Genomic DNA, 19,037 nt, shown 5'->3' with positions numbered 1-19,037 from the left:
ACGACACCTGGACACTCACCCCGGCCACCACATAAGGGAGGGCGCCCGGCCGACAGCCAGACGCCCTACACCCAAGATTTTCAGTGATCTTCTAGACCACCAAGTTGGAAAAGGCTCCCTGTCGGGGGCGCTGCCCTATTTCCGCGTCCATCCGGGGCAGGTGCGGCATCGACTGGAGATGCTGCGCGCCATGGGACTGAACACCGTGGAGACCTACGTCCCCTGGAAGTACCACGAGCCCCGGGCCGGCGCCTTCACCCGCCTCGACGAACTGGACTCCTTCCTCACCGAATCGAAACGGGCCGGGCTCCACGCGATCGTCCGCCCCGGCCCCTACAGTTACGCCGAGCGGGACAACGGCGGGCTGCCCTGGTGGGTGCCCGGGCGGATCCGGACCAGCGATCCGGTCTTGGGGTGACTCGGGAAACCTCACTACCCCGCTACCCCAACGTCCCTGCCGCGCTCTGTCCTAGCGACCCTGGCCAGGCAAGAGGGCGCCCGGCCGGGTGCTCGGCTTCAGCCGATCGTCAGCATCAGGGCCTTGCTTGGCACCACCTGAGCCTCGAACGCGCAGAGCATCCGTGTCCCTGGCAGGGCGATGCCCGGGTCAGCCGGGCATCGACCAGGTCCGAGGTGCCGGTGGTGGCCCAGAAGCAGTGGCACGTGCTGCTGTCGTTGTCGGTGGAATGGGTCGTTGCACCGGCGCATGCGAGGGCAAAGGATGTGGCGGCCTTGTCCGTGGTTACCTACAAGTGGGGCCTTGCCCCAAGGCCGGGTAGTTAACGGATTTCCGCTGGTAGCAAGGGGGTTGTCAGGTGCATCGGCTGGTGTAGGTGGCGGGGCCGGTCTGGTGGATATGGCCGTTGCGGGCCCATCGGTCGAGTTGTCTGCGCAGGGTGCCCAGGGTGACGTCGCCGAGGTGGCGGGCAAGGTCGCGCGGGTGCCAGTGGCAGTCGGGGTCGGTGTGAAGGATCTCCAGGACGCGCTGTCGGCGGCGCTCTTCCGGCCGGGTGTGACGGTCATCGTGCGACGCGGCGGGTAGCTGTGGCGACCGGCATCGCCGACTCGCCCGAAGCCTCGCCCCGTTACCGGAGGAGTCCCTGCCCGGCTTCCTCTTGCGCCTCTCGTACCGACTGGAGAGCTCCCCCCGACGCACCACCGAGCTCCTCGGCCTGGGGCAGCGCCACAACAACATCGCGTACGCGCACCTGCGCACCCTCCCCGCCGCGCTGGCCCAACAGTTCGCCCATCGCGCCCACGTGAGTATGGAAGAGGCACACGCACTCACGCTGCAGCGCTTCGCGGAGACATACCCCGCCCTGCGCAAGGTCCGCGCCGATAGCCCTCGGATCGGCGGAACCGCACTCGCCCAGTGGGCCATGACCCCCTCCAGCCGCTTCTGCCCAGAGTGTCTGCGCGGCAACGACAGCCCCGTTCAGAACATCTTCGGCGGTGCCTGGAACCTGCGCTGGCACCTGCCGGTCGCCTTCGCCTGCGTTCGTCACGAACGGCTTCTCGAGCACACATGCCCAACCTGCGGCCTCCCCTTCAACAGCCCGGAAGGGAGACGCCCGGGGCTCCTCAAACGCCCCAACACCGCCGGCCTGCACCCCGTGCGGTGCCGCAACCGCTCCGCGGCCGACGAGAGGAACGGCCGATTCGCAGCCCCAACACCTTGTGGCGCACGCCTCGACGCAAAGCCACCTCCCACCAGTGCCGCACTTTCCGCACCGGACCTCAAGCAACTCCTCGCTCTGCAAAAGCGCGTCGACCAAAACTTGATCCCGCGCCAGGAAGACTCAGAAATCCGGCAGCCGTCAGATCCCTTCTACTTCCCCGACCTCATCACCACGACCCACTTGATCAAACTGAGCTGGCCCGTGGGCCGCGCGCTCGTCCCGTCCGATGCCCTGGCCGCCGCCATCGACGCGCACGCGGCACCGTTCGTATCCGCGATCACAGCCCGGGACAGCGGCTCGGCAGCTCTCACCCTCAAAGGAAGCCGAGACGCTCCGGCTGATGCGATGGCATGCGGAGCGCTGCTCCTGGCCGCCGACAACCTCCTGGCCGACCGAGACCGCCGGACCATGGCCGAACGCATCGAGCCCATCGCATTCGATGCTTTCCATCGAGCAAAGACATATACGAAGCGTCTGCTCAACGACGGCGGCATCTCCCCGAATCTCGGAGTGGCTACGTCCACTCGTGCACCTAGTTTCCGCGTGCGCGGCAGGCTCCGCGACTCCCCGTACTCCTACCGGTTCACCGTCGACGAAGTCCCGCCGTACCTTCCTCTCGACTGGTTCTCGGACCACTTCACCGACCTCAGAACTCAACTCCCCGACGCCACGTACCGCGACGACCGTCTTATCCGCCGCGGAGCGTCGCTCCGCCTCGCCGAACTGGTCACAGGGCTTACGTGGCCGGAGTGTACGGAAGTGTTGGACGTCGGCAACGGCGTGGGGAGATACACGCTCCACGCGCTGGGCCGCCGACTCACCGAGAACCGACTGGGGCCGGCCTTCACCCGAGCCGTCGAGCAAGTCGCCGAGCGACTCGTCGCCTCGGCCCATCGGACCAACTATGCCAACCGACGCCGCAGAATGGCACGTTGGAGTATGGGCGACACCCACTGGTCCCGCCTCTTCGAAGAGCTGCCTGGACTCACGCGCATGCGTACCACGGCAGATCCCCGCATCGCCTCGATCATCGTCTGGAGCGACGTCACACGGGCCGAAGCCCCGCACGGCCCCATCGTCAAGAAGGAGCACGGCAGAGGAGACGCCCGACTGCTCACCTCCCGCACCAGCGCACTCCACGAAGCCGACATCGGCCGCGGCGAACGATTCCGCCTGCGCCAACGCCTCAGCCTCTACGCGACGCAACTCGCGGCAGCCTGCGACCAGAATCGGCCCCTGTGCGTCTCCGTGCGCGCGATCGTCGAGGAAGAGACTCGTACTCGCCGCACGGCCCAGTTGCGCTGACCCTGAGCAATTAGCAGGTCAGCGGGCCTAGACGCCAACAAGCCAAGCCCATCGCGCGTCAGGCCAAGCGCTCCGCTCAGTGCCAACTATCCCGCTTTAATGCCAACTAAAAAGCCTCGTCACAGCATGGTTAGCGCCGTACCCGCGGCATCCCCAGACCGATCCACGAGATGATCTCCCGCTGGATCTCGTTGTTGCCGCCGCCGAAGGTGAAGATGACGGCGGAGCGGTAGCCGCGCTCCAGTTCGCCGTGGAGGACGGCACCGGCCGAGCCCTCCTGGAGGGCTCCCGTGGCGCCCACGATCTCCATGAGCCAGGCGTAGGCGTCGCGGCGGGCCTCGGAGCCGTACACCTTGACCGCGGAGGCGTCCTGCGGGGTGAGGGTGCCGTGCTGGAGGGCGCTGACCATCTGCCAGTTGAGGAGTTTCAGGGCGTCCAGTCGGGTGTGGGTCTGTGCCAGCCGCCGGCGTACCCAGGGCAGGTCGATCACCCGGCGGCCGTCGGTGAGTTTGGTCTGCCGGGCCCAGCGCCGGACGTCGTGCAGGGAGCGGATGGCCATGGTGCCGTGCGCGGCCAGGGTGACGCGTTCGTGGTTGAGCTGGTTGGTGATCAGCCGCCAGCCCTGGTTCTCCTCGCCGACCCGGCGGGAGACGGGGACGCGGATGTTCTCGTAGTAGCTGGCCGTGGTGTCGTGCCCGGCGAGGGTGTGGATGACGGTGCAGGAGTAGCCGGGGTCGGTGGTCGGCACCAGGAGCATGGTGATGCCCCGGTGCGCCGGGGCGTTCGGGTCGGTGCGCACGGCCAGCCACACCCAGTCGGCGGTGTCGCCGTTGGTGGTCCAGATCTTGTGGCCGTTGACGACGTACTGGTCGCCGTCCCGCACGGCCCGCGTCTTCAGCGAGGCCAGGTCCGTACCGGCGTCGGGCTCGCTGTAGCCGATCGCGAAGTCGATCTCGCCGGAGAGGATCCGCGGCAGGAAGTAGGCCTTCTGCTCCTCCGTGCCGTACTGCATGATCGTCGGGCCGACGGTGTTCAGCGCCATCAGCGGCAGCGGTACGCCCGCCTGCGCGGCCTCGTCGAAGAAGATGAACTGCTCCGTCGGGGTCAGCCCGCGCCCGCCGTACTCCTCGGGCCAGCCCACGCCGAGCCAGCCGTCCGCGCCGAGGCGTCGGACGGTCTCGCGGTAGAACCGCTTCTGCGCGGCCCGGTCGGCGTGCCTCAGGTGGGCGTTGTCCGGCACCAGCTCGGCGAAGTAGGCGCGCAGTTCGGTGCGCAGCCGCTGCTGCTCGGGCGTGTAGTCGAGATGCACGGCGCCTCCAGGCTCCCCAAGGCCGGTCCTGACGGCGCACACGGTAGAACGTGTTTCAGTAATTGGGAATGGCGGTGGACCGTGCAGTCTTCGAGGCTCACCTCACCCCAGCGTGTTCAGGAAGTCCGTGCAGGCCCGGGCGCAGGCGCGGCAGGCCGCCGAGGCGTCCTCGGTGCCCGGCCGGCCGTCGAAGACGCGGGCGGACTCCAGGCACTGGGCCCGGCACCACTCCAGCTGGGTGCGCATCCCGGCTTCTTCGACGAGGTTCTGCTCGGCCAGCACCCGGCAGGTCGCGTCGCACACCTCCGCGCACATGATTCCTTGACGTCGTACGAGTTCCTGCTCCTCGGTTCCGTCCGGATCGACCAGGCTCGCGCGCAGCGCGCACACCCGGGCACACTCCGTGCACGCCTGCGCGCAGGCGAAGCGGTCCTCCAGGAAACGGAAGAGCTCCTGCTGCGATGTCGTCACATGTCGCGGGTAGCCGTGACACACCGCACCAAACCCGGCGCGGGACGCTGGTCCGGTTTCCGCCCCTGCTCGCGGGAACCCGTCGTACCCGAGCACGGACGACCGGGAGGTGGAACGGATGCCCGGCCGGTTGACCACCGCTTTAGGGGGTATTTGTCCGATATGAGTAACGCATCGATGCAGATCGCCGCGCCGAGCGGCCTGCTCAGTCTCGCGCTGTTCGTGATCGCTGTCGCCGTCCTGGCACTGCTGGCGGGCAGCTTCTGGTACGGCAACCGGATCAAGCTGCGCGAGCCCCCGCGCCCACGCCCCGAGGAGCAGCCGCATCTGCCGCCGGAGGGCCCGGTCCACGAGATCCGGGAGAACCGCGAGCCCGACGAGGTCCCCAGGATCCCCAAGGGCGGTCGCCCGCTCACGCCGTACGAGCTGAGCAACATGCAGACCCGGCCGAGCACGTCGAAGGAACGGCCCCGCTGGAGCCGCGGCAGCAGCGGATCGTTCGGCGGCGGAGGTCTCGGGGCGCACTGAGCCGCGGCGGACGCACGAAGGAGACGTCCCGAGGAGGGGAAGATCATGGCCGACCCCGGCCGCAGCATCCTGCCGCTGCCCGACTACGACCATCTGCCGATCGGCGGGCTGGAGGCCCGGGTGCGTTCACTGACCGCCGAGGAGGTGGAGGAACTCCTCGCCTACGAGCGGACGCACGCGGATCGTGTGCCGGTGACCGACCTGCTGACCGCACGTCTCGAGCAGCTGAAGGCGGGCGCCGAGCCGACGTCCGGCGACCCGGCGGCTCTGCGTCCCGAGCAGGGCGAAGGCCGCACCGGCTCGCCGGTGTCGCCCGCGACCTCGCCCGAGCCGTTCGGCCCACCGCCGCACGGCACACCCGACCAGCGCGGCAAGCCGAAGGGCGACCGCACGTAGGGCACCTTCGGGGCCGGCCGTCAGCGGCCGGCCCCGCGGTTGTCCATCCGGCCGATGCGGGCCACGTTCTCCCGGTCGTCGGCGTCCTCGCTGGGCTCGCCGGCGAACCAGGCGTCGAGGATCTCCTTCAGCAGCGGCTCCGAGGTCAGCCGCAGGCTCAGCGCCAGCACGTTGGCGTCGTTCCAGCGGCGGGCGCCGTCGGCCGTGCAGGCGTCCGTGCACAGGGCGGCCCGTACACCGGGCACCTTGTTCGCGGCGATCGAGGCGCCCGTGCCGGTCCAGCAGCACACGACCGCCTGGTCCGACGTCCCGTCGGCCACGTCCTGCGCGGCCGCCGCCGAGCACGCCGCCCACTGTGGGTCGTCGTCGGCGCGCAACGCCCCGTGTGTGCGCACCTCGTGGCCGCGCCCGCGCAGTTCCGTGACCAGCAGGCGCGCCACGGGTTCGTCCATGTCGGAGGAGACGGAGATCCGCATGCCTCGGAGCCTACGCCGACCCTGAGGGGCCGGTCGTCACGGGGACGCCTGTTCGCTGTCCTTCAGCGCGCCCCAGCCGTGCCAGCGGTCGACCTCGATCCAGGCGCTGACCCTGGCGCGGACCCGGTCCGGGTAGGGACTGCCCGTGTAGTGCCAGGAGAGGCGGTCGATGTCGGCCAGTCCCTCGTCCTCCTTCAGTTCGGTCGCGCGGCCGATGAGGGTCACGTGCGTGTACCAGTTGTCCTTGTCGAGGACGGTCAGGGTCACCCGCGGGTCGCGGCGCAGGTGCTGCAGGCGGACGCGGCCCTCGTCCAGGCTGATCAGCACCCGGCCGTCGTCCCACACGTACCAGGTGGGTGTGGAGACCGGCGTGCCGTCGGCGCGCAGGGTGGCCATGACACACGGGTTGGCGCGGCGCAGCAGGGCGTCGGCCTCGGGCGGCAGCGGTGGCTTGGACATCCGAACCTCTCAGTGACGTGCTGACGTGCTGGTTTCCGGGAGCCCTGCACTCAGGCGGACTGATCTCCCTCGAAGTCCCCGTCGAAGCTGGCGAAGTAGGCGGCGGCCATGTCCTCGTCGCCGTGTCCCTGGGCGGCGGCGCGGGCGAGGCGTTCGGCGCTCGCGGCGGCCACGTCCAGGCGGATGCCGTGCCGCTCCCCCGCCTCGACGATCAGACGGGCGTCCTTGACGGCGGTCGCGACCGCGAACTGGGCCGGGGACAGCCGGTCGTCCAGGATCATCCCCGCCTTGACGCGCAGATAGCCCATGTCGAGCGGGCCGCCGTCGATGGCGTCGAAGAAGCTCTGCGGGTTCACGTCGAGCGCCTTCGACAGGGCCAGGACCTCGCCGACCGCGTTGGTGGCGGCGATGACCCAGCTGTTGGCGACCAGCTTGAGGCGGGTGGCGGTGCCGGCCGCCCCGTCGTCACCGGTCCACACGGTCCGGGCGCCGACGGCGTTGAAGACCGGCGTGACCGTCTCCCGGCTCTCGCTCGGCCCTGCCGCGAGGACCAGCAGCTGTCCGGCCTCGGCGGGCTGGCGGGTGCCGAGCACCGGGGCGTCGTAGAAGACCAGCCCGTGGTCGCGGGCGAAGGCGGCCAGATCGCCGATCGCCCCGATACCGGCGGTGGTCGACTGCACCCATGCGGTGCCGGGACGCAGCGCCGGGGCCGCGTCCCGCATGACCTCCAGGGCGGAGGCACCGTCGTACAGCATCGTCAGGACGACGTCGGCGCCCTGGACGGCCTCGGCGGGGGTGGCCCCGACGTACGTGCCGTCGGCGGCCAGCGGTGCGGCCTTGTCGGGGGTGCGGTTCCAGACGCGGACGGTGTGTCCGGCCCTGGCCAGATTGCGGGCCATGGCGGCGCCCATGATCCCGGTGCCCAGGACACTCACGGTGAGCGTGTCGGTCATGACGTCACCTTCCTGTCGTTCTGCGGTGCGGTGGTTGTCGCTGGTGGGGAAGGCGGCCGGCGCTCACTCCGGGAGCATCAGCCGGCCCGTCTCGCCCGGCTCGAGACGTACCGCGCGGTCCGGCAACCGTACGTCGACCGGGGCCGTGTCGGAGGAGGGCACGGTGATCTCGAGCTGGCCGTGCCGGAGCCGCACCCGTACTCCCCAGTTGCCCTGGTAGCGCAGGTTGAAGCCGTAGGAGGACAGCTCGGGCAGCGGGACGGGGTCGAGCCACAGCGCGCCGCCGCGGGTCTCCAGGCCGGTCAGTCCGCGCTGGACCAGGTCGAGGGTGCCGGCCATCGCGCCCAAGTGGATGCCCTCGCCGGTGGTGCCGCCCTGCACGTCGGCGATGTCGCCCCGCAGGGCCTCCTGGCAGAACTGCCAGGCCTCGGCGCGCCGGGCGCGGGCCAGGATCCAGCCGTGCACGAGGCCGCTGAGGGTGGAACCGTGGCTGGTGCGGTGCAGGTAGTAGTCGACGGTGCGGTGCCAGGTCTCCTCGTCCAGCCGCAGCCCCAACCGGCGGAACATTCCCTGCAGTTCCGCCGGTGAGAACAGGTAGCCGAGCATCAGGACGTCGGCCTGCTTGGAGGCCTGGTAGCGGTTGACCGTGTCGCCCTCGGCCTCCAGGATCCGGTCCAGCCGCCGGATGTCGCCGTACTCCTGCCGGTAGCGGTGCCAGTCGAGTTCGGCGAGATCGCCGTAGCCGTCGAACTGGCTGATGACACCGTCGTGGAACGGCACGTGGAGGGTGCGGGAGACGTCCTCCCACCGCTGAAGTTCGTCGTCGTCGAGCCCGGTGCGCTCGGCGAGTTCACGGCTCCGCGGTTCGGGCAGGCCGTCCAGCAGCTCCAGGGTGCGGCTGAGCACCCAGGAGGCGGTGACGTTGGTGTAGGCGTTGTCGTCGAGTCCGGGCTGCTGTGCGTCGGGGTAGGCGTCGTGGTACTCGTCGGGTCCTACCACGCCCTTGATGCGGTGCCGTCCGAGTCCCTCGTCGTAGCCGGCGGCGTCCGCCCAGAAGCGGGCGATCTGGAGCAGCATCTCGGCGGCCTTGGTGTGCAGGAACTCGATGTCGCCGCTCGCCTCGCAGTACTCCCACACGTTGTACGCGATCGCCGAACCGACGTGGTACTGAAGCCGGGAGTGGTCCGGCAGCCAGCGGCCCGAGCGCGGGTTGAGGTGCAGTTCCTGGGTCTCCTCCCGGCCGTCGCTGCCGCTCTGCCAGGGGTACATCGCGCCCCTGCGGCCCACGTCGCGGGCGGCGGTGCAGGCCTGTTCGAGGCGGCGGTGGCGGTAGCGCAGGAGGGCGCGGGAGACCTCGGGGAAGTGCAGGTTGAGGTAGGGCAGGACGAACAGCTCGTCCCAGAAGACATGGCCGCGGTAGGCCTCGCCGTGCAGTCCACGGGCGGGCACACCGACGTCGAGGTCGGCGGTGTGCGGGGAGAGCGTCTGCAGGACGTGGAAGAGGTGCAGCCGCAGGATGCGGCCCGCCTCACCGGGGACGTCGAGGTCGGCGCGGCGCCACAGCTGCGCCCAGGCGGTGCGGTGGGAGCGGAGCAGGTCGTCGAAGCCGGGGGCCCGGCCGACCCGGGCGACGGCGGCGTGCAGCGGGTCGCTGATGGCCGGGTCGCGGGAGGTGTGCAGGGCGACGGTCTTGTCGACGGTGGCGGTGCGGCCGGGCGCCAGCTGCAGCCGGGTCCGCTGGGTGGTGCGCGGACGGGCGTGCCGGATCGAGAGGGGCCCGTCGGCGGTGAGGCGGGAGGCCATGCCGATGCGGATGTCGGAGGTGCGGGTACGACAGCGCAGCCAGACCGTGTCGTGTTCGGCGGTTCCGGATTGCTGGTGCGTCAGGTGGCGGCCGTCCAGGTCCTGGTAGCGCGGCACTCCGGCGTTGGTGACACCGCCGTCGAGGGCGGCCTCGACGTGGAGTTCGCCGGAGAAGCCGTCGGCGGTGAACTCGGTGCGCAGTGCGGCCAGGTGCGGGTCGGCCATGTGCACCAGCCGCTGCTGCCGCACGGTCAGCGCCCGCCCGTTGCCGAACGCGTATCGGGTCAGGCGCTCCAGCACGCCCGAGGACAGGTGCAGCACCATGCGGTGTTCGAGCACGGTCGCGGTGTCGGGGGTGAGCCAGGGGCGGCCGCGCAGGCGGAAGCGCAGCGGCAGCCAGTTGGGCACGTTGACCATGTCCTCGTTCTCGACCATGCGGCCGGCCACATCGGAGGTGAGCCGGTTGTAGCACCCCGCCACATACGTCCCCGGGTAGTGCACATCGTCCGCGGCGCACTCCGGCAGGGCGCCACGGGTGGCGAAGTAGCCGTTGCCCAGTGTGCACAGCGACTCCCGCAGTCGCTCGTCCGCGGCCTCGTAGCCCTCGTACTCCCAGGTCCAGCCCGTCACCTCGGTACTCCTCCCGCAGCAGGCGGCTCGCCGGGATCCCGTACGAGGATCCCGGCACCGTCCCCCAGCAGTGTCTCCCGGGGCCGGACCGGGCAGTGCGGCCCACGCCGCGGACGAGGGGACGCCTCGGGCCTACGGTACGGGGGGTGCCACTCCGGCCGGGTCGCGGGGCAGCACCGTGACCCGGTGGAAGTTGCAGCCGCCGGCGGGTGCGAGCTCCGCCGGGGGCAGGTCCTGGTGGGCCTGGAGGGCGACGCTCACCAGGCTCAGCAGCAGGTCGAGGTCCCCTTCGCAGTCGAGGTGGACGGTGACCCACCGGGAGCCGGGCACCAGGCGGATGGCCGTGGACTCCCTGAGGTCCTCGGCGAAACGTCCGATGGCCCGGCGGGTGAGATGCAGATCCACGTCGTGGCCCGAGTGGAAGTGGGCGATCTCGCTGTGGGCGGAGCTGATTGCCCGCCCTGTCCCGCAACTGGCCGGTCCCGCCGTGAGGTCGGGCCAGGCTGCCAGTTGCTCCAGGGCGCGCTGGGCCAGAGTCATGACCCCATCGTCACCGCATCACCCCGCTGATACCAGAGGTTGAGCCTTTTGTAACCCAGGCGTGAGGATCCTCACGGGGGCAGGCGCCGGGCCGGGCGGAACCTGTGCGCGGCTGACAGTGCGGTGAGGTCAGCGGGCCGGGGCCGGTCCCGTGCTGCGGCGGACGACGAGTTCGACGGGTACGACGGGCTCGACGCGGGGTTCGTCGATACCGTCGATGCGGTCCAGGAGGAGACGCAGGGCGCGGCTGCCGATCTCGGCGAAGTCGGTGCGCACGGTGGTCAGCGGCGGCAGCAGGTGGGCGGCCTCGGGGATGTCGTCGTAGCCGACCACGCTGACGTCGTCGGGCACCCGGCGTCCGGCCTCGTGCAGGGCGCGCAGCAGGCCGAGGGCCATCTGGTCGTTGGAGGCGAACACCGCGGTGACATCGGGGCGTCGGGCCAGCCGACGGCCCAGTTCGTATCCGGAGTCGGCGCTCCAGTCGCCGACGAGGGCGTCGGGGACCTCGGCGCCGGCGACGGTCAGGGTCTCGCGCCAGCTGTCCGTGCGGACGTCGGCGGAGGTCCAGCCGATGGGCCCGGCGATGTGGTGGACGGTGGTGTGGCCGAGGCGCAGGAGGTGGCCGGTGGCCGCGCGGGCACCGGCCCAGGAGTCTGCGGTGATCAGGGGGGTACGGCCGCCCAGGTCGTTCTCCAGCACCACCATGGGGGCGTTGATGCGGGCCTCGGCCAGCGCCGTACCGACCCGGCGCTGGGGGGCGATGGCGATCACGCCGTCCGCGCCCTCGGCCGAGAGCGTGTCGACGGCCCTCACCACCGTGTCGCGTTCGGCGGTGTCGAGGGCGATGGAGCTGACCAGGTAACCGGCGCCCTGCGCCGCGGTGTTGATGGCGGTCAGGATGGAGGCGGGTCCGTAGCGGGCGGCGTCGAAGGAGATCACGCCGACCATGCGGGTGCGTCCGCTGGCCAGGGAGCGGGCGCTCCGGCTGGGCCGGTAGCCGAGCGTGCGCATGGCGTCCAGCACCGCGGCCCGGGTCTCGGGGCGTACGGCGGGATGGTCGTTGAGCACCCGGGACACGGTCTGCTTGGACACACCGGCCAGCCGGGCCACGTCGTCCATCACGGGGCGCGCCCCGGCGAAGCTGCGGCGGCTGCGCCCCCTGGGAGCGGGGCCGTCGGCGGTGCTTCGGGTCATGGCGGGCGGTGCTTCCTTCGGCCTCGTTCCCGGCGGTCCTTTCCCGCCCGGCGGATCCACAGGATAGGCCGGGCAGGAGCGGGCGGCTGCTTCCAGGGGCGTCAGCCCGTGATGACGGCCAGGTCCGGCTTTGGCCGGTCCGCGGTGGCATGCCGGGCGCGGGGACGTGCAGGCGGTGCGGTCGGGTCGTCAGCGCTGCTCCGGTCCGAGATCGGGGGTGTCGGTGAGGTGGGCGCGCGGGGTGGTGGTGGCGTGCAGTTCGAGCAGGACGAGGTCATTGCTGCCGGGGCGCAGGACGGGCGCGGGGACGTACAGGGTGCCTTGGGGTCCGCGGTTCCAGTAGCGGCCGAGGTGGAAGCCGTTGATCCAGGCCTGGCCCTTGGTCCAGCCGGGCAGCGACAGGAAGGTGTCGGCCGGTTCGGTCACCTCGAAGGTGCCGTGGTGGAATGCGGGTCCGGCGGCAGTGCCGGCCTCGAAGGTCGGTCCGCTCAGGTCGTTCAGGGGCAGCGGGACGCAGTCCCAGCCGTGCAGCGCCGTGCCGTCGAAGGTGACGGCGCCGAGCAGGCCCTTGGGTGCGCCGATGCGGGGGCCGTAGTTGACGCCGCCCATGTTCTCCACGAGGACGTCCAGCGTGGCCCCGGCGCGCGGGACGCGGACGGGCAGGGTCTCGTCGTGGCGTTCGCGTTCCAGTACGCCGACGGGGGCACCGTCCAGGAAGACCTGGGCCCGGTCGCCCACGCCGCCCGCGAAGTGCAGCACTCCGTCGCCGGCGGCGGGGACGGTGGTGCGGTACAGCGCGTATCCGGACCGCAGCCCGAGCTCGTCCAGGGTGAGCGGGCTCTCGGTGCGCACGGGCCGCTCGGCCTGCCTCGCCGCGTGCGGCAGCAGCGGTGCCTGCCGGTCCAACTCCACCACGGTGGGCGCGAGTTTGCGGCTCGGGGCCGGGGCGGGCTCGTCGGGGACGGGAGCGTGGCGGGCGATCACCTCACGGAAGGCGTGGTACTTCGGGCCGGGGTCACCGGACTCCGTCAGCGGGGCGTCGTAGTCGTACGACGTGACGATCGGGGCGTAGGCGTGGTCGTGGTTGGCGCCGTTGGTGAAGCCGAAGTTGGTGCCGCCGTGGAACATGTAGATGTTGACGGACGCGCCGGCCGACAGCAGCCGGTCGAGGTCGGCCGCGGCGTCGGCCGCGGCGCGGACGTGGTGCGGTTCGCCCCAGTGGTCGAACCAGCCGATCCAGAACTCCGCGCACATCAGGGGCCCTTCGGGCTGGTGGGCGCGGAGCCGGGTCAGGTTCTGGTCGACCTTGCTGCCGAAGGTGCCGGTGACGAGCGTGCCGGGCAGCGAACCGGCGGCCAGGTGTTCGGGGTCGGTCTGCTCGCAGGTGAAGAGCAACTCCTCGATGCCGCGCGAGCGCAGGGACTGGTGCAGGTGCTTCAGGTACGTGGTGTCGTCGCCGTAGGCGCCGTACTCGTTCTCCACCTGCACGGCGATCACCGGGCCGCCGGCGGCCGCCATGTGCGGCAGCAGCGGGGGCAGCAGCAGGTCGAGGTAGCGGTCCACGGCGTCCGTGAAGCGCGGGTCACTGCTGCGCAGCCGGATGCCGGGGTCGGTGGTGAGCCACGAGGGCAGCCCGCCGCCGTCCCACTCGCCGCAGATGAAGGGGCCGGGGCGCAGCAGCACGTGGAGGCCCTCCGTGCGGGCCAGGCTCAGGTAGCGCGGCAGGTCGAGGATGCCGTCGAGGACGAGGGGGCCGTCGGGGTCGGGCTGGTGGAGGTTCCACGGCACGTACGTCTCCACCGTGTTGAGGCCCATCAGCCGGGCCTTGCGCAGCCGGTCGGCCCACTGGCCGGGGTGGATGCGGAAGTAGTGCATCGCTCCGGAGATGATCCGGAACGGCTCGCCGTGCAGCAGGAAACCGTCGGACGTGGTGGTCAGGGCGGGCATGCGGAACTTCCCTTCAGCTGGAGCGGGTCAGGACGGGCGGGTGGTGCGGATCAGCCAGAGGGTGGCGGCCAGGCAGAGGGCGGAGACACCGCTGAGCAGGAGCGGGACCGCGCCCGTGCCGGACAGTTCGATGGCCTTGCCGAGCGCGGGGCCGGCCGCGACGCCGCCCACCATGGAGGCGGCGATGACGATGGCGCCTGCCCGACGGGCCTGTGGGGCGGCCCGGTTGAGCCAGGGCAGTCCGGTCGGGAAGATCGGCGCGATGAACAGGCCGACACCGGCGTACGCGTAGGGGGCGAGCTCCGGCACCGCGGCCAGCAGCAGGCAGACCGTCATTCCCGCGCAGGAGACGGTGACGATGGTCTGGGCGGTGCAGCGCAGCGCGATCGGCACGACCAGGAACCGGCCGACCGTCATCATCAGCCAGTACACGGAGGTGGCGGTCGCGGCGGCTCCGGCGCCGTATCCCACGCTCTCCAGGTGGGTGGGTTCCCAGCCGCCGACGCCGGCCTCGATGCCGACGTGCAGGACGTAGAGCGTGACGAACACGGCCAGTACCGAGCCCAGGCTCCGGGCGAGGACGGGACCTGATGTGCCGGCCCCGCCGTCGGGCCGGGGCGATCGGTCGCGTACGCCCTTCAGGCACAGCAGCAGCGGCAGGTTGGCCAGCGCGAAGCCGAGGAAGACGGCCGGGTACCGGTCGGCGCCGACCACGCCGACGAGGGCCGGGCCGAGGATGGCGCCGACGCCGAAGTGGGCGTTGAGGACGTTGAGCATCGCGGTCGACCGGTGGCCGAAGCCGGTGGCGAAGAGCTGGTTCAGGCCGTAGTCGATGCCGCCGAAGCCGAGCCCGGCGAGCAGCGCCGCGGCCAGTGCGGCCGGCCAGGTGGGGGCCAGAGCGACGCCTGCCGCGCCGACGGCCATCAGGAGGTACGAGCTGCCGAGGATCTGCCGGTTGCCGAGACGCCCGTAGAGGCGGTCGAAGAGCAGCACGCCGGCGACACCGCCGACGAAGTGGGCGCTGAGCCCCATACCGGCGGCGGACGGCGACAGCCCGAACTCCCGTCGGAACGCCGGGATCGCGGGCCCGTACAGGGCCTGGAGCGCCCCGATGAGCACGAAGCCCGCGCAGGACGCGACGACGGCGAGCGGGCTGAAGACGGGGGCCTCGGGGACGCTGCGGGCGCCTGCGCGGGGCGGTCCGGTCGTTGGCTCGGTCACGCGGACTCCAGGGAAGGGCCCATGACGGCGTGGGCGGAGGCGGCTCTGCGACGAGGACGAGTGTTACCGGTAACATTCTGCCCGTCAAGCTCCCCTGCACGCTTCCGCGGCGGTCCCTGCCCCGAACGGGCCAACGTCCGGCAGTGGCACAACGGTCCGGGGGTACGGATGTCGCACCGTCCAGACCGAGGAGTCCGATCGTGCAGCCGCCGAACCAGCCCTTGGGCCAGCCGCAGATGTCGCCTCAGACCTCGAAGGAGACGTCGAAGGAGAGCGGAGGTGATCCCGCTTCGGGCGCCCGACCGCCGGGGCCGCGGGTCGACGCTTCCCGGTTGTGGGCCGGCGGGATCATGACCGCCGCGATCGCCGGACTCATCGCCGTGTTCTCCGTGCTGCTGGTCCGGGGGGTCCTGGGCTTCCCGGTGCTCGCGCCCGACGGCCACGGCGCGCTGGGGGACGCCTCGGCGGGGCTGCTGGCCGCCGGTTCGGCGGTGGTCGCGCTGGCGGCGACGGCCGTACTGCACCTGCTCATGCTGAACACCGCGCAGGCGGGACGGCTCTTCGCGTGGATCGTCGCCCTGATCACGGCGGGAGTGGTGCTGCTGCCGTTCACGTCGTCGGTGAGCACCGAGGCCAAGGTGGGCACCGGCGTCGTCCGCCTCGCGATCGGCGTCGCCATCGGGTCCTTGCTGTCCGCGGTCTGCCGGGGAGCCGGCCGGCGTGCCGCCTGACCGGGCGGCGACGGTACGCCCTCCGCGGGCGGGTCGGCCGCTGCTTCGTCACCCAGCTCGTCGATCGGCGCGAGCGGACCGCCCATTGGCCGGTCGGCACGGGCGGCCCGGCCGCGTCACGCCCGAGGACTCCCCGGCGGATGCGGGGAGCCCCTCGTGCGGTCGGTCCGTCAGTCCGCGTCGGCCAGAGCCCTGGTCCGGGCGCGCCGGTGGACGTACCAGCCCGTCGCCGTGAGCAGCCCGGCCAGCGCGGCGGTGGTGCCGACGGTGACCCCGATGGAGGCGAGGCTGCCTCCGGAGGTCGTGGTCGTACCGGTGCCGCCGGTGGTGGAACCGGTGCCCGAGGTGCCGCCGCCCGAGGCGCCGCCCGTGTCGCCGGTGTCGTCGTCGGTGTCCACGGGGTCCTGGCCGACGAAGCTGACCGGGACCTTGACGTCCTGGGAGCGGTCGCCGGACAGGGTGTGGTCGGCACGGGTGGCGAGAACGCACTTCGCCTTGAAGCAGTCGGTGAACTCGTCCTCGGCGTCCACCGTGAGCTCGACCTCGAAGGTGCCACCGTCGCCGTACGGGATCGCCAGGCCCTCGCCGTAGTCCGGCGGGTTGGAGGAGATCCACGCCGAGGAGTGGGAGGCGCCGGTCATGTCGACGCCGCCGATGCACGGCGTGAGCAGCTCGCCGTCGCCGTTGTCGACGCACAGGGCGACGTAGATGCCCTTGTCGACGTCGTAGCCGGAGCCGGTGACGGTGAGTTTCTGGTCCTCGGTGGCGAGGTTGTTGACCGGGGTGACGGTGAGCTTCTGGCCCTCGGGGCCGGTGACGGTCTTGGTGCCCGACGGTTCGGTGTCCTCGCCGCCGCCCCCCGTACCGCCGCCGTCACCGCCGGACTCGTCGACGGTCAGCGTGATCGGCGAAGTGCGGGTCGTGCCCGCGGAGTTCCTGAACTCGGCGCGGTACTCGTAGCCGTCCTGTCCCGCCTTGGCGGTGAAGGAGTACGCGTTCTCGGTCGCGCCCTCGATCGTGGACCAGGTCTGGCCGCCGTCCGGGCTGACCTGCCAGCGCACGGTCGTCGGCTCCGGGGTGCCCTCGGCCGCCGCGACGAACATGACCTCGTCGCCGGGGGCGACGGACTGGTCGGTCGGGGACTGGGTGACCTTGGGGGACATGCGGAGGTCGAGCTTGACAACCTTGCTCTCCGCCTGGTTGGTGAGGTAGACGGAGGTGGCGCCTGGGGCGACGGCGACGCCCGCGTAGGCGCCCGCGAGGCTGCCCGGCAGGGCGACCGGCTCGGCCGCCTACCGGAAGGTCGCGGCATCGAGGATCTGGAGGGAGCCGTCCTTGTCCGAGGCGCTGTCGGAGAGGTCCTCGCGCAGCACGAAGGCCCGCCCGGTGGTCTTGTCGAAGGCCGCCGCCGTGGGCCGGTCCGCACCCGTCAGGGTGGTCAGCAGCTTGCCGTCCTTGTCGAAGACGAGCACCGAAGTCCCGCTGCCCACCCAGACGTTGCCGGTGGCCGGGTCCGGTTCGACGAAGAAGACGAAGTCGGCGGGAAGTCCGGCCGTCGCAGTCACCTCGAAGGTTCCGGTGTCGACGCGGCGCAGCACCGGCTTGCCCTCGGCAGTGCCGACGGACCAGGCGGCGCCGTGCGCGGCGTCCACGCCGAGCTGGTTGCCGCCCTCGAGCGTGACCGTGTCCTTGACGGTACCGGTGGCGATCTCGACGCGGCGCAGCTCGGGGCCCGCCGCGACCAGAACGGTGGAGGGGTCGGCGTCCTGACCGACGCCGGTGAACGACGCACCGTTGAACCAGACGCCGCGGCTCGGGTTCCGCGGGGACGGACGCGTCACCGGCCTCCGCGAGCGAGCGGGCCGCGGCGGCGCAGAAGCAGCTCGCGGGGAACTCCCTCGTACCGCTCGAAGGGGAGCCACCCACACCGGAGTTTCCCGTCACGGTCGACTCCTCCGACGGACGGAAGGTCACCGTCAGGGACGCCTCCCGGATCCTGCCGCTCAACGGCGGCGTGGCGGAGATCGTCTTCACCCTCGGGCTCGGCGACCGGGCGGTGAGGCGCGACATCACGGCCACGTTCGAGGAGGCGAAGGACCTGCCCCTGTCACCAAGGCGCACGACGTGAGTGCGGAGAGCGTGCTCTCCCTGCGCCCCACCGTCATCCTCGCCGACACCGACACGGGCCCGCAGGAGGCGATCGACCAGATCTGTGACGCCGGCATCCCCGTCGTCGTGCTCGATCCGGCCACCGAACTAGCCGACGTCTCCACCCGGGCGACCCGGATCGCCGCGGCCCTCGGCGTCCCCGAGGCGGGCCAGGCCCTCAACTCCCGTATCGGCAAGGACCTCGCGGCGGCCAGGGCGGTCGTCCCCGAGGGCAGCCGTCCGACAGTGGCCTTCCTCTACCTGCGCGGCAGCGCGGCCGTCTACCTCATGGGCGGGAAGGGTTCGGGGGCCGACTCGCTGATCGAGGCGGCGGGCGCGGTGGATGCGGGCGTCGTGTCCGGCCTGGACAAGCCGTTCACTCCGCTGACCAGCGAGGCCCTGGTCAAGGCCAGCCCGGGGTGATCCTGATGATGAGCAAGGGGCTGGAGTCGGTCGGTGGCATCGACGGCCTGCTCGACGTCCCCGGCATCCGCGAGACCCCGGCCGGCATGAACCGCCGCATCGTCACCCTCGAGGACGGCGTCCTCCTCAGCTTCGGTCCGCGCACTCCCCTGGTGATCGACATCCTGGTGGACCGTGTACATCGGGGATGACCCGGGACCGCTCGAACCGGCCGGCACACGGTGCACCGACTCCTTCCGAAGATGCCGTGACTCCCCTACGCTCAGTTATGCAACAAGTTGCATTAGTCCGCGAGAGAGGCGATCACATGCACCCCTTCCGCAAGGCGGTCGAAAGCAAGGACGTCGACGCCGTGGAGGCGCTGCTGGCCGACGGCGTCGTCTTCACCAGCCCCGTCGTCTTCAAGCCGTACACCGGCAAGGCGATCACCGCCGCGATCCTGCGCGCCGTGTCCGAGGTCTTCGAGGACTTCACCTATGTACGGGAATTCACCCACCCCGACGGCCGCGACCACGCCCTCGTCTTCACCGCCACGGTCTCCGGAAAGCAGATCCAGGGCTGCGACTTCCTGCACGTCGACGAGGACGGGAGGATCGACGACCTGATGGTCATGGTCCGCCCGCTGTCGGCCGCCAACGCCCTCGCCGCGGCGATGGGCGCTCGGTTCGAGGACATCGCCCGGGAGGCGGCGGGGCGGTAAGGGGGCGCGCTCACGTCCTCGACGGCAGCGCGGTCGACCGGGAGATCGCGACGGCGGGGCAGCGGAGGAGGCGGGCGGCCCCTTTGGAGCTGCCCGCCCCAGGAGCAGCACCTCCGACGCCTGG

Annotated in this window: 17 protein-coding genes and 3 pseudogenes; 8 read left to right on the top strand and 12 right to left on the bottom strand. The window is 71.4% G+C overall.

Annotation, left to right across the window (positions count from 1 at the left end; all coding sequences use genetic code 11):
* Positions 1-76 precede the first annotated feature (76 nt).
* From ACFV7R_RS41660 to ACFV7R_RS41650, 3 genes and pseudogenes are all read left to right on the top strand, one after another.
* Positions 77-403: pseudogene (locus tag ACFV7R_RS41660) on the top strand (beta-galactosidase); the annotation flags it as partial.
* A 480-nt stretch (positions 404-883) separates the two neighbouring features.
* Entirely contained in the window at positions 884-1,042 is a 159-nt protein-coding gene (locus ACFV7R_RS41655; protein ID WP_385274307.1) for a hypothetical protein, read from the top strand.
* Between the two features lie 43 nt (positions 1,043-1,085).
* A pseudogene (locus tag ACFV7R_RS41650) lies at positions 1,086-2,984 on the top strand (TniQ family protein); the annotation flags it as partial.
* A 130-nt stretch (positions 2,985-3,114) separates the two neighbouring features.
* Here ACFV7R_RS41650 and ACFV7R_RS41645 read toward each other — a convergent pair.
* Positions 3,115-4,293 carry an acyl-CoA dehydrogenase family protein gene (locus tag ACFV7R_RS41645; RefSeq protein WP_385274304.1) on the bottom strand — a complete coding sequence of 393 codons (1,179 nt, stop codon included), beginning with the start codon at positions 4,291-4,293 and terminating at the stop codon, positions 3,115-3,117.
* A 102-nt stretch (positions 4,294-4,395) separates the two neighbouring features.
* A complete protein-coding gene (locus tag ACFV7R_RS41640) occupies positions 4,396-4,764 on the bottom strand; it encodes a ferredoxin (RefSeq protein WP_385274301.1) in 369 nt (122 codons plus the stop codon).
* Between the two features lie 162 nt (positions 4,765-4,926).
* Between ACFV7R_RS41640 and ACFV7R_RS41635 the strand changes: the two genes are divergently transcribed.
* Both ACFV7R_RS41635 and ACFV7R_RS41630 read left to right on the top strand, forming a co-directional pair.
* Positions 4,927-5,292 (top strand): DUF6479 family protein, encoded by a 366-nt coding sequence (locus tag ACFV7R_RS41635; RefSeq protein ID WP_385274298.1) that lies wholly within the window; start codon positions 4,927-4,929, stop codon positions 5,290-5,292.
* A 45-nt stretch (positions 5,293-5,337) separates the two neighbouring features.
* Positions 5,338-5,688, top strand: a complete 351-nt coding sequence (locus ACFV7R_RS41630; RefSeq protein WP_385274295.1) for a hypothetical protein — start codon at positions 5,338-5,340, stop codon at positions 5,686-5,688.
* 20 nt (positions 5,689-5,708) lie between these two features.
* On the opposite strand, the gene ACFV7R_RS41625 is transcribed toward ACFV7R_RS41630, so the two are convergent.
* From ACFV7R_RS41625 to ACFV7R_RS41590, 8 genes are all read right to left on the bottom strand, one after another.
* Positions 5,709-6,164 carry an RpiB/LacA/LacB family sugar-phosphate isomerase gene (locus ACFV7R_RS41625; RefSeq protein WP_385274292.1) on the bottom strand — a complete coding sequence of 152 codons (456 nt, stop codon included), beginning with the start codon at positions 6,162-6,164 and terminating at the stop codon, positions 5,709-5,711.
* Positions 6,165-6,200: 36 nt separating this feature from the next.
* Entirely contained in the window at positions 6,201-6,623 is a 423-nt protein-coding gene (locus ACFV7R_RS41620; protein ID WP_385274289.1) for a PPOX class F420-dependent oxidoreductase, read from the bottom strand.
* Positions 6,624-6,673: 50 nt separating this feature from the next.
* Entirely contained in the window at positions 6,674-7,576 is a 903-nt protein-coding gene (locus ACFV7R_RS41615) for an NAD(P)-dependent oxidoreductase (RefSeq protein WP_385274286.1), read from the bottom strand.
* Between the two features lie 63 nt (positions 7,577-7,639).
* Entirely contained in the window at positions 7,640-10,009 is a 2,370-nt protein-coding gene (locus ACFV7R_RS41610; RefSeq protein ID WP_385274283.1) for a glycoside hydrolase family 65 protein, read from the bottom strand.
* 132 nt (positions 10,010-10,141) lie between these two features.
* Positions 10,142-10,549, bottom strand: coding sequence for a luciferase family protein (locus ACFV7R_RS41605; protein ID WP_385274280.1), 408 nt, complete (start codon positions 10,547-10,549; stop codon positions 10,142-10,144).
* 129 nt (positions 10,550-10,678) lie between these two features.
* Positions 10,679-11,743, bottom strand: a complete 1,065-nt coding sequence (locus ACFV7R_RS41600) for a LacI family DNA-binding transcriptional regulator (RefSeq protein WP_385274277.1) — start codon at positions 11,741-11,743, stop codon at positions 10,679-10,681.
* A gap of 189 nt (positions 11,744-11,932) precedes the next feature.
* Positions 11,933-13,690, bottom strand: a complete 1,758-nt coding sequence (locus tag ACFV7R_RS41595) for a beta-galactosidase family protein (RefSeq protein WP_385274274.1) — start codon at positions 13,688-13,690, stop codon at positions 11,933-11,935.
* Positions 13,691-13,717: 27 nt separating this feature from the next.
* Positions 13,718-14,911 (bottom strand): MFS transporter, encoded by a 1,194-nt coding sequence (locus ACFV7R_RS41590; protein WP_385274271.1) that lies wholly within the window; start codon positions 14,909-14,911, stop codon positions 13,718-13,720.
* Positions 14,912-15,111: 200 nt separating this feature from the next.
* Here ACFV7R_RS41590 and ACFV7R_RS41585 point away from each other — a divergent pair, with 200 nt between their 5' ends.
* Positions 15,112-15,642: a DUF6069 family protein gene (locus ACFV7R_RS41585; RefSeq protein ID WP_385274268.1), complete on the top strand. Its 531-nt coding sequence runs from the start codon at positions 15,112-15,114 to the stop codon at positions 15,640-15,642.
* Between the two features lie 170 nt (positions 15,643-15,812).
* Here ACFV7R_RS41585 and ACFV7R_RS41580 read toward each other — a convergent pair whose 3' ends face one another.
* Both ACFV7R_RS41580 and ACFV7R_RS41575 read right to left on the bottom strand, forming a co-directional pair.
* Positions 15,813-16,805, bottom strand: coding sequence for a hypothetical protein (locus ACFV7R_RS41580; protein WP_385274265.1), 993 nt, complete (start codon positions 16,803-16,805; stop codon positions 15,813-15,815).
* 129 nt (positions 16,806-16,934) lie between these two features.
* Positions 16,935-17,483 carry a YncE family protein gene (locus ACFV7R_RS41575; RefSeq protein ID WP_385274263.1) on the bottom strand — a complete coding sequence of 183 codons (549 nt, stop codon included), beginning with the start codon at positions 17,481-17,483 and terminating at the stop codon, positions 16,935-16,937.
* On the opposite strand from ACFV7R_RS41575, the pseudogene ACFV7R_RS41570 reads away from it, so the two are divergent.
* Both ACFV7R_RS41570 and ACFV7R_RS41565 read left to right on the top strand, forming a co-directional pair.
* Positions 17,456-18,404, top strand: a pseudogene (locus tag ACFV7R_RS41570) (hemin ABC transporter substrate-binding protein); the annotation flags it as partial. The gene ACFV7R_RS41575 and the pseudogene ACFV7R_RS41570 overlap by 28 nt on opposite strands.
* Before the next feature lie 116 nt (positions 18,405-18,520).
* Positions 18,521-18,913 (top strand): nuclear transport factor 2 family protein, encoded by a 393-nt coding sequence (locus ACFV7R_RS41565; RefSeq protein WP_385274260.1) that lies wholly within the window; start codon positions 18,521-18,523, stop codon positions 18,911-18,913.
* The last annotated feature ends 124 nt before the right edge of the window (positions 18,914-19,037 follow it).

This window comes from Streptomyces sp. NPDC059866 (genome assembly GCF_042731325.1).
Lineage (GTDB): Bacteria > Actinomycetota > Actinomycetes > Streptomycetales > Streptomycetaceae > Streptomyces > Streptomyces flavusporus.
This window is presented reverse-complemented; position numbering and strand designations above follow the sequence as displayed.